13 protein-coding genes are annotated in these 14,132 nt (G+C 57.3%); 8 read left to right on the top strand and 5 right to left on the bottom strand.

Going from position 1 to position 14,132, the window contains the following annotated elements:
* Nucleotides 1-13: 13 nt before the first annotated feature.
* Together aroB and KO498_RS11890 are read right to left on the bottom strand one after the other, a co-directional pair.
* A complete protein-coding gene (gene aroB / locus KO498_RS11895) occupies nt 14-1,129 on the bottom strand; it encodes a 3-dehydroquinate synthase (protein WP_215960106.1) in 1,116 nt (371 codons plus the stop codon).
* Nucleotides 1,129-1,677 (bottom strand): shikimate kinase, encoded by a 549-nt coding sequence (locus KO498_RS11890; RefSeq protein ID WP_252731394.1) that lies wholly within the window; start codon nt 1,675-1,677, stop codon nt 1,129-1,131. The genes aroB and KO498_RS11890 overlap by 1 nt, the downstream gene beginning before the upstream one ends.
* A 134-nt stretch (nt 1,678-1,811) precedes the next feature.
* Between KO498_RS11890 and KO498_RS11885 the strand changes: the two genes are divergently transcribed.
* From KO498_RS11885 to KO498_RS11870, 4 genes are all read left to right on the top strand, one after another.
* The gene (locus KO498_RS11885; protein WP_215960104.1) at nt 1,812-1,961 is read left to right on the top strand and encodes a hypothetical protein; all 150 of its coding nucleotides are present in this window, start codon (nt 1,812-1,814) and stop codon (nt 1,959-1,961) included.
* A complete protein-coding gene (locus tag KO498_RS11880; protein WP_215960103.1) occupies nt 1,951-3,507 on the top strand; it encodes a hypothetical protein in 1,557 nt (518 codons plus the stop codon). The genes KO498_RS11885 and KO498_RS11880 overlap by 11 nt, the downstream gene beginning before the upstream one ends.
* Nucleotide 3,508: 1 nt before the next feature.
* On the top strand, nt 3,509-4,426 hold the full coding sequence (locus KO498_RS11875; protein WP_215960102.1) for a site-specific tyrosine recombinase XerD: 918 nt from the start codon (nt 3,509-3,511) through the stop codon (nt 4,424-4,426).
* A gap of 65 nt (nt 4,427-4,491) precedes the next feature.
* Nucleotides 4,492-5,802, top strand: coding sequence for an HlyC/CorC family transporter (locus KO498_RS11870; protein ID WP_215960101.1), 1,311 nt, complete (start codon nt 4,492-4,494; stop codon nt 5,800-5,802).
* A 2-nt stretch (nt 5,803-5,804) separates the two neighbouring features.
* Here the strand turns inward: KO498_RS11870 and tyrS are convergent, their stop codons facing one another.
* Nucleotides 5,805-7,055 (bottom strand): tyrosine--tRNA ligase, encoded by a 1,251-nt coding sequence (tyrS, locus tag KO498_RS11865; protein WP_215960100.1) that lies wholly within the window; start codon nt 7,053-7,055, stop codon nt 5,805-5,807.
* Between the two features lie 72 nt (nt 7,056-7,127).
* Between tyrS and KO498_RS11860 the strand changes: the two genes are divergently transcribed.
* Nucleotides 7,128-8,219, top strand: coding sequence for an anhydro-N-acetylmuramic acid kinase (locus KO498_RS11860; RefSeq protein ID WP_215960099.1), 1,092 nt, complete (start codon nt 7,128-7,130; stop codon nt 8,217-8,219).
* Here KO498_RS11860 and KO498_RS11855 read toward each other — a convergent pair.
* Complete coding sequence (locus KO498_RS11855; RefSeq protein WP_215960098.1) at nt 8,216-9,178, bottom strand: radical SAM protein; 963 nt, start codon at nt 9,176-9,178, stop codon at nt 8,216-8,218. The two genes, KO498_RS11860 and KO498_RS11855, sit on opposite strands and share 4 nt — an antisense overlap.
* Nucleotides 9,179-9,315: 137 nt before the next feature.
* Between KO498_RS11855 and zwf the strand changes: the two genes are divergently transcribed.
* Genes zwf through pgi form a run of 3 tightly spaced genes read left to right on the top strand, consistent with a single transcriptional unit; the run spans nt 9,316 to nt 13,094 of the window.
* Complete coding sequence (zwf, locus tag KO498_RS11850; protein WP_215960097.1) at nt 9,316-10,770, top strand: glucose-6-phosphate dehydrogenase; 1,455 nt, start codon at nt 9,316-9,318, stop codon at nt 10,768-10,770.
* Nucleotides 10,767-11,441 carry a 6-phosphogluconolactonase gene (gene pgl / locus KO498_RS11845; protein WP_215960096.1) on the top strand — a complete coding sequence of 225 codons (675 nt, stop codon included), beginning with the start codon at nt 10,767-10,769 and terminating at the stop codon, nt 11,439-11,441. Before zwf ends, pgl begins: the two co-directional genes overlap by 4 nt.
* A gap of 48 nt (nt 11,442-11,489) precedes the next feature.
* The gene (gene pgi, locus KO498_RS11840; RefSeq protein WP_215960095.1) at nt 11,490-13,094 is read left to right on the top strand and encodes a glucose-6-phosphate isomerase; all 1,605 of its coding nucleotides are present in this window, start codon (nt 11,490-11,492) and stop codon (nt 13,092-13,094) included.
* A gap of 189 nt (nt 13,095-13,283) precedes the next feature.
* On the opposite strand, the gene xth is transcribed toward pgi, so the two are convergent.
* A complete protein-coding gene (xth, locus tag KO498_RS11835; protein ID WP_215960094.1) occupies nt 13,284-14,063 on the bottom strand; it encodes an exodeoxyribonuclease III in 780 nt (259 codons plus the stop codon).
* Nucleotides 14,064-14,132 lie beyond the last annotated feature (69 nt).

Raw genomic sequence — 14,132 nt, 5'->3', positions numbered from 1 at the left:
CTCCAAGAAAAAGCTAGGGGTGCTTGGTTAGGGCGTCGGTGAGGACTGATTTTACCGTGAAATGATCGATGTCCGAGGTCACAAAGGCCTGACCAATGTCGCGAGCCATGATGAAGTTAAGCGTTCCTGCACTGACTTTCTTGTCTTGCATCATGAGCTTCATCAGCTCGGCGGCATCTGGAAGTTCGCCTGAAATATCAGATATATCCGATTTCATCTTCATGTCTTTGAGGTGCGCGCGCACGCGACTGGGCGCTTCTTGAGAGCAAAGGCCTAGGCGGGCGGATGTTTCGAATGCCAGCGCGCAGCCTATGGCGACGCCCTCACCGTGCAGCAACCTGTCGGAGTAGCCCGTCGCGGCTTCCAGTGCATGGCAGAAGGTATGTCCGAGGTTGAGGAGTGCGCGTTCGCCTTTCTCGGTTTCGTCGCGCGCGACGATATCGGCTTTCATCTGCACTGAGCGGCGCACGGCTTCAAGGCGCGCGGCTGCGTCGCCAGCTGCCAACTTGGGGCCGTTTTCTTCGAGCCACTCGAAAAAGCCTAGATCACCAAGGAGGCCGTACTTTGCCACTTCGCCGTAGCCGGCAAGAAAATCACGCTCCGTGAGTGTTCCTAGAACATTGATATCAGCCAGAACCAGACTCGGCTGGTGAAATGCGCCAATGAGGTTTTTGCCAAACGGGGTGTTGATGCCGGTTTTGCCACCAACCGAGCTGTCGACCTGCGCAAGCAGGGATGTTGGTATTTGCACAAAGCGTACGCCGCGCCGCAGGATGGAACTGGCAAATCCGACCAGATCGCCGATTACGCCACCGCCAAAAGCGACGACAATGTCGTTGCGTTCGATCTTCTCCGCGAGCAACCACTCCGTGACCTGTTGCACAAAGGGCCAGCTTTTGGTGGCCTCGCCTTGTGGCAGTGAGAGGTTTGAATGTGTGATCCCCTCCGCGTCCAGGGCGCTGGTGAGGGTTTTCAGATGCAAGCTGGCAACATGTGAATCACTTACAATCGCGACACGCGGACGCTTGAGAAGAGGGGCTATCAGCGCGCCGGCCTTGTTTAGCACCCCACCGCCAATGCATATGTCATAAGCCCGTTCTCCAAGCTCGACCCGAACAAGTTCCTGCATCAGAGTACCTCCAAGACATCGTGTCGTGTGGCCAGCACTTCGAGCACTTTATTCGCCATTTCTTCGATGGAATATTCAGCGCATCCACGCACCGACAAATCTGCGAGGGCGTAGATGGGTGCACGTTTGGCGTAGAGTTCCGCCAGGGTTTTGCGCGGGTCTCGGGTGCGTAGCAAGGGGCGGCTGTCTTTGTGGCGCACGCGGTTCCAAAGCAACGGAAGGTCGGCGTCAAGCATAACAGCAACGCCCTTGGCACTGATCACCTCACGATTGGGTTCAGCCAAAAACGCGCCGCCACCTGTCGACAGCACGCATTTTTGCTTTTCAGCCAGCAGTCTTTGCAACACTTCGCTCTCGCGGGCTCGAAAGAACGCCTCGCCATCACGCTCGAAAATCTCGGGTATGCTCATGTTCGCGGCTTGCTCTATCTCCGCATCAGAATCACGAAACGGAACACCTATTTTTAAGGCCAGAGCCTTGCCCACAGCCGTTTTGCCAGCGCCCATCATGCCAACAAGAACAATCGTTTTCTTGAGCTTATGTGCCATGCAACCCCGCGCTATCGGCATTTCTTTGCAGTTTTCTGTGTCCTATGCCTGAATGGCGTGATATTTTGAAAAAGGCCAGTTATAAGTGCAAAAAACACGCAGAACATCTGCAAGAAAAGCATAGGGCAGAGCAAATGGGACGACTGATCAAATGGCTGTTCTACCTCGTTATACTTGGGGCTATTGGGCTTGTGGGCTATGCCTATGTCGGCCCGTTGTTTGATCCGTCCTTCGCGCCAAAATCTGAAGAGATTCGTATCCCGGTGGAGCTTGATGCGAATTAGGGCGCTTCTGATCGCAAGCGCACTTGCCGCGCCAGCTGTCGCTCAATCGCCGTTATCCGCTATCGACTGGTTGGATGATCCGAGCCCCGTAATTGCCCCCGCAGTTCAGGCTGTTGTGCCTGGAACTGCGGAAGCGCCGGTGTCACAAAACGCGACAGCGCCGCAAGTCGCCGTTCAGCCGATCGGCACCGAGCAAGGCCCGAGTTCTATCGGATTGTTGCCCTCACGGGTGACAGGCCTGCCAGAAACGCTCTGGGAAAAAAGCGAAGTTTCTCGTATCAAACATCAGTTCGAGCAACTTGATGCGCATGACATCCCTGTCGTGCAGGAGCTGCTCTACACGCTCTTGCTGGCTGAAAGCGAGCCGCCGAATGGCACTGATCCGGAAGCGTTTTTGTCCCTGCGTGCTGAACGGCTCGCCTCCTTCGGAGTGATAGAGCCTGCCGCGGAGTTGCTGTCTCAACTGCCACTTTCCAGCGCCCGCCAGTTTGATCTCTACTTTGATCTGACACTCTATGCCGGGCTTGAGGACAAAGCCTGTGAAACGCTCAATGCGTCACGCTCGCTTACAAATGACTACGGCGCTTACACCTTCTGCGCCATGCGCGGAGGCGACTGGGAACAGGCAAGCCTGCTCTTTGAAACGGCGACGGCGCTCAATCTTCTGGAGCCCACCGAGAAACGCCTGCTCAAAGCGTTTCTTGACCCGGAGTTTGCCGAACAAGCCCCGAACCTTGCGCCGCCACGCAATATCACCCCGCTTGAGTTCCGCCTATACGAGGCCACGGGGCATGCGCTGCCGACAGCTGGCCTTTCGCTAGCCTTCGCTGTCTCCGACTTGCGCGAGCTTTCGGGTTGGAAATCACAGCTTGAAGCCGCCGAACGCCTCGCGCGGGTTGAAGCTGTCTCGCCGAATGTGTTGCTCGGGCTTTATACAAGCCGTAAGCCCTCGGCCTCCGGTGGCGTCTGGGAGCGTGCCCGCGCGGTGCAAAAACTTGATGCAGCCCTCGCAGGCAACGGCAACCCGTCGTTGAATGACGCATTGCTTGCGGCTCGCAAGGCGCTGTCCGAAGTCGGGCTTGAGACTGTGCTGGCCGAGCTTTACGTTCCAGAGCTTGAAGGCATGCCGCTCACCGGTGCCGCCGCTCAAGCCGGTTTTGAACTGAAACTTCTGACACCGGCCTATGAAGAGGCCAAGGCGCCGCAAAACACGCCACGCAACGCCTTTCTGGTTAGTTTGGCCAAAGGCGAGCCGAAAGGTGCAGCGGCGCTCAACTCGGCTATGGCCCTCGCAATAGAAGCCGGCTTCTCGGCACCACTGACGCCACAGCCCCAGACACCGGAAAGCACCAATCGGCTAACGGCGATGCTCGCCGATGGTCAGCTTGGAGAGGCGATCCTGATCGCAATGAGCGGCCTCGTTCACGGTCAATCCGGCGACTATACAGCTCTTACACGGGCCTTTGCCAGCCTGCGCCAGATGGGGCTTGAAGATGTTTCCCGCCGCGCGGCCTTGCAAATGTTGTTGCTTAAGCGGGGCACTTAGCATGTCAAACTGGCTCGGCATGTTTCTTGAAGCCAAGGCCGCCGAAGATGGTGCCGCCAAAAATACGCTCTTGGCCTACGCGCGTGATCTCAATGACTTCTTGAGTTTTTGCAGCTCTCGCAAATACGACCCGTCGAAGCTGATGAAGCCCGACATCGAGGCTTACCTTGTGTCATGCGACGCGCAGGGGCTTGCAAAATCAACGCGCGCACGGCGCCTCTCTGCGGTCAAACAGTTCTACCGCTTCGCCTATGAGGAGCGCCTGCGCAGCGACAATCCGGCTATCGACATTTCTGGCCCGGGCCGCAGCAAAGCCCTGCCACAAGTGCTCGGTCAGGAGGAAGTGTCGCGTTTGCTTGAAGCCGCCAGAATAACGGGCCGCACCGAGGCCGACCGCTTGCGCAACGCAACCCTCATGGAGTTGCTCTACGCCACAGGCATGCGCGTTACCGAGCTTGTCTCGCTGCCCGTCGCTGCGGCACGCGGCAACCCCAAGATGCTGATGATCATGGGCAAAGGCGGCAAAGAACGCATCGTGCCGTTGTCGCCGGATGCACGTGCTCTGCTGCAAGGCTGGCTCAAGCTGCGCGACGCGCTCGAAGAGCAGGGCCGCAAGAAAGGCAAGCCACCGTCAAAGTTCCTTTTTGCTTCCCGCAGTGCCGAAGGCCACATGACGCGGCACCGCTTTTATCTGCTGATCAAAGAGATCGCCGTTACGGCCGGTGTTTCTCCGGCCAAAGTCAGCCCGCATAAGCTGCGCCATGCCTTCGCGACACACTTGCTGGCCAACGGAGCCGACCTGCGGGCTATCCAAGTGCTGCTCGGCCATGCTGATCTCTCAACAACCGAGATATACACACATGTGCTGGAAGAGCGGCTGTCAGAGTTGGTTCATAAGCATCACCCGCTTGCAAAATAGAGCAGGAGGGCTTGAAAACAGCCCTCCAACCCCTTCATAAGCCAGTATGAGTTTTGGAGCCTTCAATGAGCAATGACATAGCGCAGCCCGACAACGCCTATTGGCTTGTCGCGGGGGCGATCTTCTTTCTGCTGGTTTTGTCCGGCTTTTTCTCGGGCAGTGAAACTGCGCTGACCGCTGCCTCGCGCGGCAAGCTGCGCACGCAGGCCGACAAAGGCTCGCGTGGGGCGCAACGTGCGCTCGATATCACTGAAGACAACGAACGCCTCATTGGTTCGGTGCTGCTTGGCAACAACCTCGTCAACATTCTTGCCGCGGCTTTGGCGACATCTCTGTTCACGCAGATATTTGGCGAAAGCGGTGTGGCTCTGGCAACATTGGTGATGACGGTCCTTGTGCTGGTCTTCGCAGAGGTTCTGCCCAAAACATATGCCATAACCAACGCTGAATCTGCCGCTGCCAAAGTCTCGGCGCCCATTCGAATCGTTGTGCTGGTGTTTGCGCCGATGGTCAGCGCTGTGCGTTGGCTCGTGCGCCTGATCCTGCGCCTGTTTGGTGTGCAAACCGATCCCGACAGCCACATCCTGGCTGTGCGTGAAGAGATCGCCGGCGCCATTTCGCTTGGTCACTCCGAGGGCATCGTCGAAAAGGAAGATCGCGACCGTATTCTTGGCGCACTAGACCTGTCAGAGCGCACAGTTGAAGAGATCATGCTTCACCGTTCCGGCATCGAGATGATCGACGCTGACCTAGAACCAGACGCAATTCTTGAGCAATGCTTGCAGTCAAATCACACGCGTCTGCCTGTTTATAAAGATGACCCCGACAACATCATCGGCGTCGTGCATGCCAAAGACTTGCTGCGCTCTATGCACAAGCACATGGTCAACGGCGGCACTTTTGCTGCAGCGTTCGAGAGTTTTGAAATCCGCAGCGTGGCGATGGAGCCATACTTCGTGCCCGAAACCACAACGCTTGACGACCAGATGCGCGAGTTCTTGCGCCGCCGCACACACTTTGCTCTGGTGGTTGATGAATACGGCGTGCTGCAAGGGCTGATCACGCTTGAGGACATCTTGGAAGAGATCGTCGGCGAGATCACCGATGAGCACGATCCTGCACTTGAGCAGGCTGTCGAGCGCGGCGCTGACGGACATGTGATTGTCGAAGGTGCAATGACCATTCGTGACCTCAACCGCGAAACCGACTGGAACTTGCCCGACGAGCACGCCAATACGGTTGCCGGTCTGGTGATCCACGAAGCGCAAATGATCCCGCAAGCAGGGCAGGTGTTCTCGTTCCACGGCTTCCGCTTTACCGTTGAGGCGCGCGAAGACAACCGCCTCACACGCCTCAAGATACGTCCTCTCAGCTAAGGTTATGCGAGGTTCACCAGGGCGTGACGTTTCTTGCCCGCTGACAGCTTCACCGTGGCTTTGAGCGCTTCTGCGCCAAACATCTGGCCCGCGTCGGTGACGGCTTCGTCGTTCACCTTCGCGCCGCCTTCGGAAATCAGCCGCTTGGCTTCCTTGCCAGAGCCAACAAGGCCGGATTTGACAAACAGTTGCGCCGCCGAAATCGCCTCGCCAACCTCAGAAGCGGGCAGGGTGACTGTCGGCAAATCTTCCCCAACGCCGCCCTTCTCAAACACTTCACGCGCCGTCGCCTCAGCCGCCGCAGCCGCCTCAGCCCCGTGGCAAAGTGTGGTGACTTCATTGGCGAGGATGATCTTGGCGTCGTTGATCGCTTGTCCTTCAAGCGAACCGAGCCTGTCGCATTCTTCAACAGAAAGCTCGGTGAAGATTTTGAGAAACTTGCCCGTGTCCGCATCTGTCGTGTTGCGCCAGAACTGCCAGAACTCATAAGGGCTCAGCATATCCGCGTTCAGCCAGATCGCGCCGCCCTGTGACTTGCCCATCTTGCGCCCGTCTGATGTGGTCAGCAGCGGCGTGGTCAGGCCAAAGATCTGGTTGTCGAGCACACGGCGCGTCAGGTCGATCCCGTTCACAATGTTGCCCCACTGGTCCGAGCCGCCCATCTGAAGCAGGCAGCCATAGCGGCGGTTGATCTCAAGGAAGTCATAAGCCTGCAAGATCATGTAGTTGAACTCAAGAAAGCTCAGGCTCTGCTCGCGGTCCAACCGCGATTTGACGCTCTCAAAGCTCAGCATCCGGTTCACCGAGAAGTGGCGGCCAATGTCGCGCAGGAACGAAAGGTAGTTCAGCTCATCAAGCCACTCGGCATTGTTGAGCATAATCGCATCTGACTTGCCCTCACCATAAGAGAGGTACTTGGCGAATACTTGCTTCATCCCGTCGATGTTGGCGTCGATCGCCGCATTGTCGAGCAGGGGGCGCTCATCGGAGCGGAACGAAGGATCGCCCACTTTTGTCGTGCCGCCGCCCATCAATGTGATCGGCTTATGGCCGCATTTTTGCAGCCATCTAAGCACCATAATGTTCATCAGGTGGCCCACGTGAAGCGACTTCGCCGTCGCGTCATAGCCGATATAAGCAGGAACAACCCCCTCGATCAGTGCATCGTCAAGCGCCTGATAATCGGTGCAGTCGGCGAGAAAGCCGCGCTCCATCATGACGCGCATGAACTCCGATTTGGGTGTGTATGTCATTTTAATATTCCTTGCTACTTGCCGCGCTTGTATAGATCGACAAACAGATAAGGAAAAGGCCATGTTGAAGCCATGTTGAAGAGCGCGAAAGTCACGGCCTTGGGCGCGATGAGCGGCACCTCGCTTGATGGCGTCGACGTGGCCGTCGTGGTCACCGATGGTCGCGATATCTTCAGCTTTGGCGACACAGGCTATCGTGGCTACACGTCTGCCGAGCAACAGGTTTTACGCGCCGCATTGGGCAAGTGGCAGGGCGACGAAAGCTTGGAGCAGGCCTTTGAAATCACTCAACAAACGCATATTGAAGCGCTTAAACCTTACGCTGCCGAGCTCATCGGTTTTCACGGTCAAACCCTCGCGCACGACCCGCACAATCGCGGAACGCATCAAATGGGTGACGGGGCGGTGCTGGCCAGGGAACTCAACACGCCAGTTGTGTGGGATTTTCGCACAGCCGACATTGAAATGGGTGGCGAGGGCGCACCTTTAGCGCCGTTCTTTCACCATGCCTGCGCGCGCTATCTGGGTTACAAAGAGCCTGTCGCCTTCCTCAATCTCGGCGGGGTTGGCAACATAACCTTCACCGATCCACGCATCGAGGCCCCCGAAACCGAGGGCGCAGTGCTGGCCTTTGACACAGGCCCGGCGAATGCGCCAATCAACGATTTGCTGCAAGAGCGTCTCGGCCAGCCCTATGACAAAGACGGCGCATTGGCCCGCAAAGGCACGGTCGAAACCGGCGCACTCGAACTCTTCCTTGCTGATCCGTATTTTTACAAAATTCCGCCCAAGTCATTGGACAGAGACGCTTTTTGCGAAATGCGCGAACTGGTGTTCGAGCTCTCTGATGCCGACGCTGCCGCAACGCTCACAGGCATGGCCGCGGCCTCTGTTTTACAGGCAATGGACCACGCCCCCGTGCCGCCAAAAGAAGTGCTGGTCACAGGCGGCGGGCGGCTCAACCCTGTGATGATGCAAATGCTGCAAGCGGCACTTGATGTGCCAGTTCGCAATATCGACGACACCGGCCTCAACGGAGATATGCTGGAAGCGCAGGCCTTTGCCTATCTCGCCGTAAGGGTTGCGCGCGGGCTGCCAACGTCCTGCCCCAGCACAACAGGCGTGCGCGCCTCCGTTGGCGGAGGCACACTCAGTAAGCCTTAGGCAGAGCAGCTCGCCCCGCCCAAAACGCAGAACTTGGCGCAATGGGGGTGGTTCAGTTGCACAAGTTTGCTGGCCTCGCGCAGCGTCGCCCCAAGCTCGAACTCCGGCTCGTAGGCCAGCAGGGTGCAAGCCAGCACGGCAGGGCGCTCGGCGCCCTTGCGTTTGACCACCATGCGCGAGGAAGAGCACATCACATCATCTGGTGATTTGTTCAAAATCCCCCAGCACTCTGTCGTTATCTCGGGCACTTCGGCACTCATGTCCATCTCGGGGAAAAGAACAGTTATACCAGCATTTTGCGCATCAATCTTAAAGTTGTTTTCGGCATAAAGATGAGCATAGCCTGCCCGCGCTTGGGCTTCGTTTTCATGAAAGGCGATCCGCCCTGCGACGGCCATGTTAAAGCCGTTGTCACGCAGCCAGCCCATGCCTTCCAGCGTGCGCGCAAGGCTGCCTTTACCGCGCTCGGCGTCGTGCAGCTCTTCGGAGTAGTGATCAACAGAAATGCGCAGGGTGATTTTGTCGCCAAAGCGCTCATGCAAGTCGAGCAAGCCCGCCTGCATTGACTTGCGCATCATCGGGCGCATCGCGTTGGTGAGCACCAACACCTCAAAGCCGCGTTCAAGGGCGGCTTCCATCATCCCGATCATCTCGGGGTTCATAAACGGCTCACCGCCAGTAAAAGCGATCTCGCGAACAGCCCAGCCAAGCTCGGAAATTTCATCCAGGTAGGGTTCTACTTCTGCACGGCTCATGTAAACCAGCGCATCGTTTGTGGGCGAGCTTTCGATGTAACAATTGGCACAGGTAATGTTACACAGCGTTCCCGTGTTAAACCAGATCGTCTCCGGATTGCTCAGAGGCACATGCGCGCGCAATTCGCCGGTAGCAGTGGTCAATGGGTCTTGAAACTTGCCTATGTTAGCGGTAACAGGAAGGTTGTTGATGTAGTCGTCCATGCGGGCCTCTTGCTGTCGGTGCTCTAGCGCTACCCGAAAAAGTAGCGGGCAAAAAGAGGCGAGGTTTGTGTTGACGCCTTTGTGAAGTTTCCCAAGGCTGCTATCAATGCGGCAACAAACAGAGGAAGAGTTAGCTCATGGTCTCTCGCACCATCCCCGTTGACGCATTTGATCTGGTCATTTTTGGTGGCACAGGTGATCTGGCACGCCGCAAGATCCTGCCGAGCCTGTTTCACCGTTTCTGCGCTGGCCAAATGCCGGAAGGCGCGCGCATCATCGGCGCGGCCCGCTCCGATTTTGATGCCGATGACTACCGCAAAAACATCAGCGAAGCCCTGCACGAGTTTGGCGACGCCGAGAAAGCAGACAAGGCCGATCTCAAAGCGTTTCTCGATCAGTTGGACTACGTCAAAATCGACGCGCTCGGCGAAGACGGCTGGGAAACACTTGCCAGCAAGCTTGGGCGTGGCGTTATACAAGCCTTCTACTTTTCCGTCGGCCCGAGCCTGTTTGAAGGCCTCGCCGAGCGTCTGCACAAATATGGCATGGCAGGGGAACAAACCCGCATTGTGGTTGAAAAGCCCTTTGGCCGTGACCTCGCCTCAGCGCGTGAACTAAACCGCGCGCTGGCGTTGCATTTTGACGAAAAGCAGATCTACCGGATTGATCACTACCTCGGCAAAGAAACCGTGCAAAACCTTATGGCTGTGCGCTTTGGTAACATGCTGTTTGAGCCGCTTTGGAACAGCCAATACATTGATCACATTCAAATCACCGTTGCCGAAACCGTCGGTGTCGCAGGGCGGGGCGAATACTATGACCGCGCCGGAGCCATGCGCGACATGGTGCAAAACCATCTTATGCAGCTCCTCTGTCTGATCGCGATGGAACCGCCCGCCAAATTCGAGCCCGACGCGGTGCGCGACGAGAAGCTCAAAGTCATCCGCGCGCTCGAGCCTGTTGCCCCCGACGAGATCGTGCGTGGACAATATGAAGGCACCGACACGCAACCAAGTTATGTAGAGCACGCCGGCGACAAATCCTCCAAAACCGAGAGCTTCGTGGCCATCAAAGCCCATATCAGCAACTGGCGTTGGGCGGGTACTCCGTTTTATCTGCGCACCGGCAAACGCCTCAAGCATCGTGCCTCTGAAATTGCCGTGGTGTTCAAAGACACTCCACACTCGATCTTCGGCGAGGAAGCAGGCCGTCACCGCAATATCCTGACAATCCGCCTTCAGCCCAACGAAGGCATCGAACTTGGCGTGACCATCAAAGAGCCGGGGCCGGGCGGTATGCGCCTCATCGACGTGCCGCTCGACATGAGTTTTGCAGACGCCCTCGGCGACGGAGCAACTGACGTTGTCGACGCTTACGAGCGCCTGATCATGGACGTGATCCGCGGCAACCAAACCCTGTTTATGCGCGATGATGAAGTCGAGGCCGCATGGGCCTGGGCCGATCCGATTATCAATGCTTTCGTTGATGCAGGCGACACCCCTTTGCCCTATGATAGCGGCAGTGCAGGGCCGTCTGACGCCCTCATGCTTATGCACCAAGACGGACGCCGCTGGCGGGAGATACGCAAATGAAACTAATCAAATACGCCGATGACGAGATCCTCGCGATGGACCTTGCAAACATGTTGGCAGGCGAGCTCAAAAACGTGCTTGTTCATGAAGAACGCGCCAGCCTCGTTGTTCCGGGCGGAACCACTCCAGGGCCGATCTTTGACAGCCTTTGCGCCGCCGATCTTGACTGGTCTCGTGTCGATGTGATGCTCTCTGACGAACGCTGGTTGCCCGAGGCGCATGTGCGCTCGAACGCACGGCTCATCCGCGAGCGCCTGCTGCAAAGCCGCGCCACAAACGCTGTGTTTCATCCTTATTACACAGGCGCTGCAACCCCTGACGGCGCCTTGGCAGACATTGAGGCAAACATCCTTCCCAGCCTGCCGATCTCGGTTCTCCTGCTCGGGATGGGCGAGGACATGCACACGGCCTCGCTGTTTCCGCGTGCCGGAGGGCTAGAGGCTGCGCTTAACAGCGAAACATCGGCAATTCTCGCGCCGATAAGCGCCCCCGATCAGCGCGAGGCTCGTGTCAGCATGACAGCAAATACCCTGAACGGTGCGCTGTCAAAACACTTGGTGATCATCGGTCAAGCCAAGCTCACCGCACTTGAGCGTGCCGCCACCTTGCCCAAGGAAAAGGCCCCCGTAAATGCCGTGCTTGAGGGCATGACAGTGCATTGGGCGCCATAGGGCAGCCACAGGTCGCCACAGGTCATAATATCAAATGAAGGATCTGCAATGTTACCCGTCTGGAATACGCTGCTAAAGCAAGCCGAAACGCGGCCGCAAATCTCTGAACTGTTTGATCAGAATAGCACGCGCGTCAGAGATTTCTCTGCCGAGGCCTGTGGTTTGTATTTCGACTATTCCAAAACAGCGATCACCAGCGAAACCCTGAACGGGTTGCTCGCCTTGGCTGTTAATGTGCCGGCCGCGCGCAAAGCCATGTTCGCAGGCGAAAAAATCAACACAACCGAAGGCCGCGCCGTTCTGCACACGGCTCTGCGCGCCCCTGATAATGCCGTCATCATGAGCGACGGGGCCGACGTCATGCCCGAGCTGCGCGCCACACGCGCCCGCATGCAAACCTTCGCCAATGACATCCGCACAGGGCGGATCAAAGGGCAGGGCGGCCCGATCACCGATGTGGTTAACATCGGCATCGGCGGGTCTGATCTTGGCCCGGCTATGGCCAGTGCCGCGCTGGCGCCCTTTCACGACGGCCCGCGCACGCATTTTGTCTCAAACGTCGATGGCGCGCATATCGCTGACACCTTAAAAACCCTCGACGCGACAACAACTCTGGTGCTCGTAGCCTCCAAAACCTTCACCACCATCGAGACAATGACCAACGCCGAAACCGCGCGGGCTTGGATGGCCAAAACCGTCACAGACACTGGCGCGCAATTTGCAGCAATCTCGACCTCCGAGGAAAAAGCCGCTGCTATGGGCATCGCCTCCGAGCGGGTGTTCGGATTTGAAGACTGGGTCGGTGGGCGGTATTCCGTCTGGGGGCCGATCGGCCTCTCGCTGATGCTGGCAATCGGCCCTGACAATTTTGATGCGTTCCTCGCGGGTGCCGCCGAGCTCGATGAACACTTCCAGACAGCCAAACCAGCGCAGAACCTGCCGATCTTGCTCGCACTCGTCGGTCTCTGGAACCAGAAAGCCTGTGGCTATGCCAGCCGCGCCGTGTTGCCCTATGATCAGCGCTTGGAAAAGTTGCCAGCATATCTCCAACAACTTGAAATGGAGAGCAACGGCAAGCCTGTCGCAAAAGACGGATCGCCTTTGCCGCTTGGGTCCGGCCCTGTTGTCTGGGGCACGCCAGGCACGAACGGCCAGCACGCCTATTTTCAACTCCTGCACCAAGGCACCGAAATCGTGCCGGCTGAGTTCCTCGTCGCCATGCGCGGCCATGAGCCCGATCTCACGCATCACCACGCGCTTCTGGTCGCAAATTGTCTGGCCCAGAGTCAGGCACTGATGCTTGGCCGCAGCCTTGATGATGCCCGCGAGATTGCCGCTAAGCTGGGGTTTGAAGGCGCCGAACTTGAAGCCCAGGCCGCGCAACGCACCTTTGCAGGCAATCGCCCGTCAACAACGCTGGCCTATGAGCAGCTCACACCCGCGATGCTCGGCAAGATCATCGCGCTCTATGAGCATCGGGTGTTTGTTGAGGGGGTGATCCTTGGCATCAACTCCTTTGACCAGTTCGGTGTCGAACTTGGCAAAGAGAAAGCCACAGCGCTGCTCCCCGTGCTTGAAGGCGCATCAGATGGTGGGCTTGATAGCTCAACCGCCACGCTCGCCGCTCGCTTTCGTAAAGTTAACAAAGCCTGACATGCAGTAAGCCAGCAGCGGCTTTGTTAACCTTAGCAAAGCCCAAAACTGTCGGCACGCATTATGCACTGTGGTATGCACTGCAGTATGCACGCAAGTCACATGCGAGCGCCTCGCAACGTGGTTAAGTTAACTGATCTGTGCGAAGGGGTAAGGCATTCTTAACCTATTTATGCTGTGAAGCGCGGTTCAGTTGTCAAGCTCAAGCCAGACAGGCACATGATCAGAGGGCTTTTCGCGCCCGCGCATCTCGGCCTGAATTTCGCATTTGGTCATTAGGTCTGCGCATTCGGGACTCAGCAAAAAGTGGTCGATCCGGATGCCGTTGTTGCGTTGCCAAGCACCTGCTTGATAGTCCCAGAAACTATAGTGCTCCGGCCCTTGGGTTTGCGCCCGAAATGCCTCGGTAAAACCAAGGTTGAGCAACTGACGGAATGCCTGCCGTGTTTGCGGCATCGCCAACGCATCGCTGTGCCAAACTTCCGGCGTTGCGGCGTCTTCGTCTTGCGGGATCACGTTGTAATCTCCCGCCATGAGAAAGGGTTCTTCCGCTGCCAGCAGCTCGATAGCGCGCGCGTGCAAACGTTCCATCCAAGCAAGTTTATAAAGGTATTTCGGCCCCGGAGCAGGGTTGCCGTTGGGCAAGTATAACCCACATATCCGCAGAGCCGTCTTGCCGATAACGGTCGCCTCAATCCAGCGCGCTTGCTCGTCGTCGTCATCGCCCGGCAGGCCCCGAACCACGTCTTCGAGCGGCAGTTTGGAAAGGATAGCAACCCCGTTGAACGACTTTTGCCCGTGGGTTTCAACCTGATAACCAAGCGCCTCGATTTCGTCTCGCGGAAAGGCCTCATCGACTGATTTGATCTCTTGCAAAAGTGCCACGTCCGGCGCGCTGTCTTGGAGCCATTGCACAAGGGTTTCGAACCGCGCCTTAACTCCGTTAATGTTAAATGTCGCGATCTTCATGAGCGGGCCTACCTTTGTTGAGACCTCTAAGCTCTAGCGTAAGAATCAGCACAATTCCAGAAGAGCTTG

The organism is Lentibacter algarum, assembly GCF_018860975.1.
GTDB lineage: Bacteria > Pseudomonadota > Alphaproteobacteria > Rhodobacterales > Rhodobacteraceae > Lentibacter > Lentibacter algarum_A.
This window is presented reverse-complemented; position numbering and strand designations above follow the sequence as displayed.

Bases quoted from the DNA above. Each gene is read 5' to 3' on its own strand.
- aroB (WP_215960106.1), bottom strand. From the start codon at position 1,129: ATGCAGGAACTTGTTCGGGTCGAGCTTGGAGAACGGGCTTATGACATA.
- KO498_RS11890 (WP_252731394.1), bottom strand. From the start codon at position 1,677: ATGGCACATAAGCTCAAGAAAACGATTGTTCTTGTTGGCATGATGGGC.
- KO498_RS11885 (WP_215960104.1), top strand. From the start codon at position 1,812: ATGGGACGACTGATCAAATGGCTGTTCTACCTCGTTATACTTGGGGCT.
- KO498_RS11880 (WP_215960103.1), top strand. From the start codon at position 1,951: ATGCGAATTAGGGCGCTTCTGATCGCAAGCGCACTTGCCGCGCCAGCT.
- KO498_RS11875 (WP_215960102.1), top strand. From the start codon at position 3,509: ATGTCAAACTGGCTCGGCATGTTTCTTGAAGCCAAGGCCGCCGAAGAT.
- KO498_RS11870 (WP_215960101.1), top strand. From the start codon at position 4,492: ATGAGCAATGACATAGCGCAGCCCGACAACGCCTATTGGCTTGTCGCG.
- tyrS (WP_215960100.1), bottom strand. From the start codon at position 7,055: ATGACATACACACCCAAATCGGAGTTCATGCGCGTCATGATGGAGCGC.
- KO498_RS11860 (WP_215960099.1), top strand. From the start codon at position 7,128: ATGTTGAAGAGCGCGAAAGTCACGGCCTTGGGCGCGATGAGCGGCACC.
- KO498_RS11855 (WP_215960098.1), bottom strand. From the start codon at position 9,178: ATGGACGACTACATCAACAACCTTCCTGTTACCGCTAACATAGGCAAG.
- zwf (WP_215960097.1), top strand. From the start codon at position 9,316: ATGGTCTCTCGCACCATCCCCGTTGACGCATTTGATCTGGTCATTTTT.
- pgl (WP_215960096.1), top strand. From the start codon at position 10,767: ATGAAACTAATCAAATACGCCGATGACGAGATCCTCGCGATGGACCTT.
- pgi (WP_215960095.1), top strand. From the start codon at position 11,490: ATGTTACCCGTCTGGAATACGCTGCTAAAGCAAGCCGAAACGCGGCCG.
- xth (WP_215960094.1), bottom strand. From the start codon at position 14,063: ATGAAGATCGCGACATTTAACATTAACGGAGTTAAGGCGCGGTTCGAA.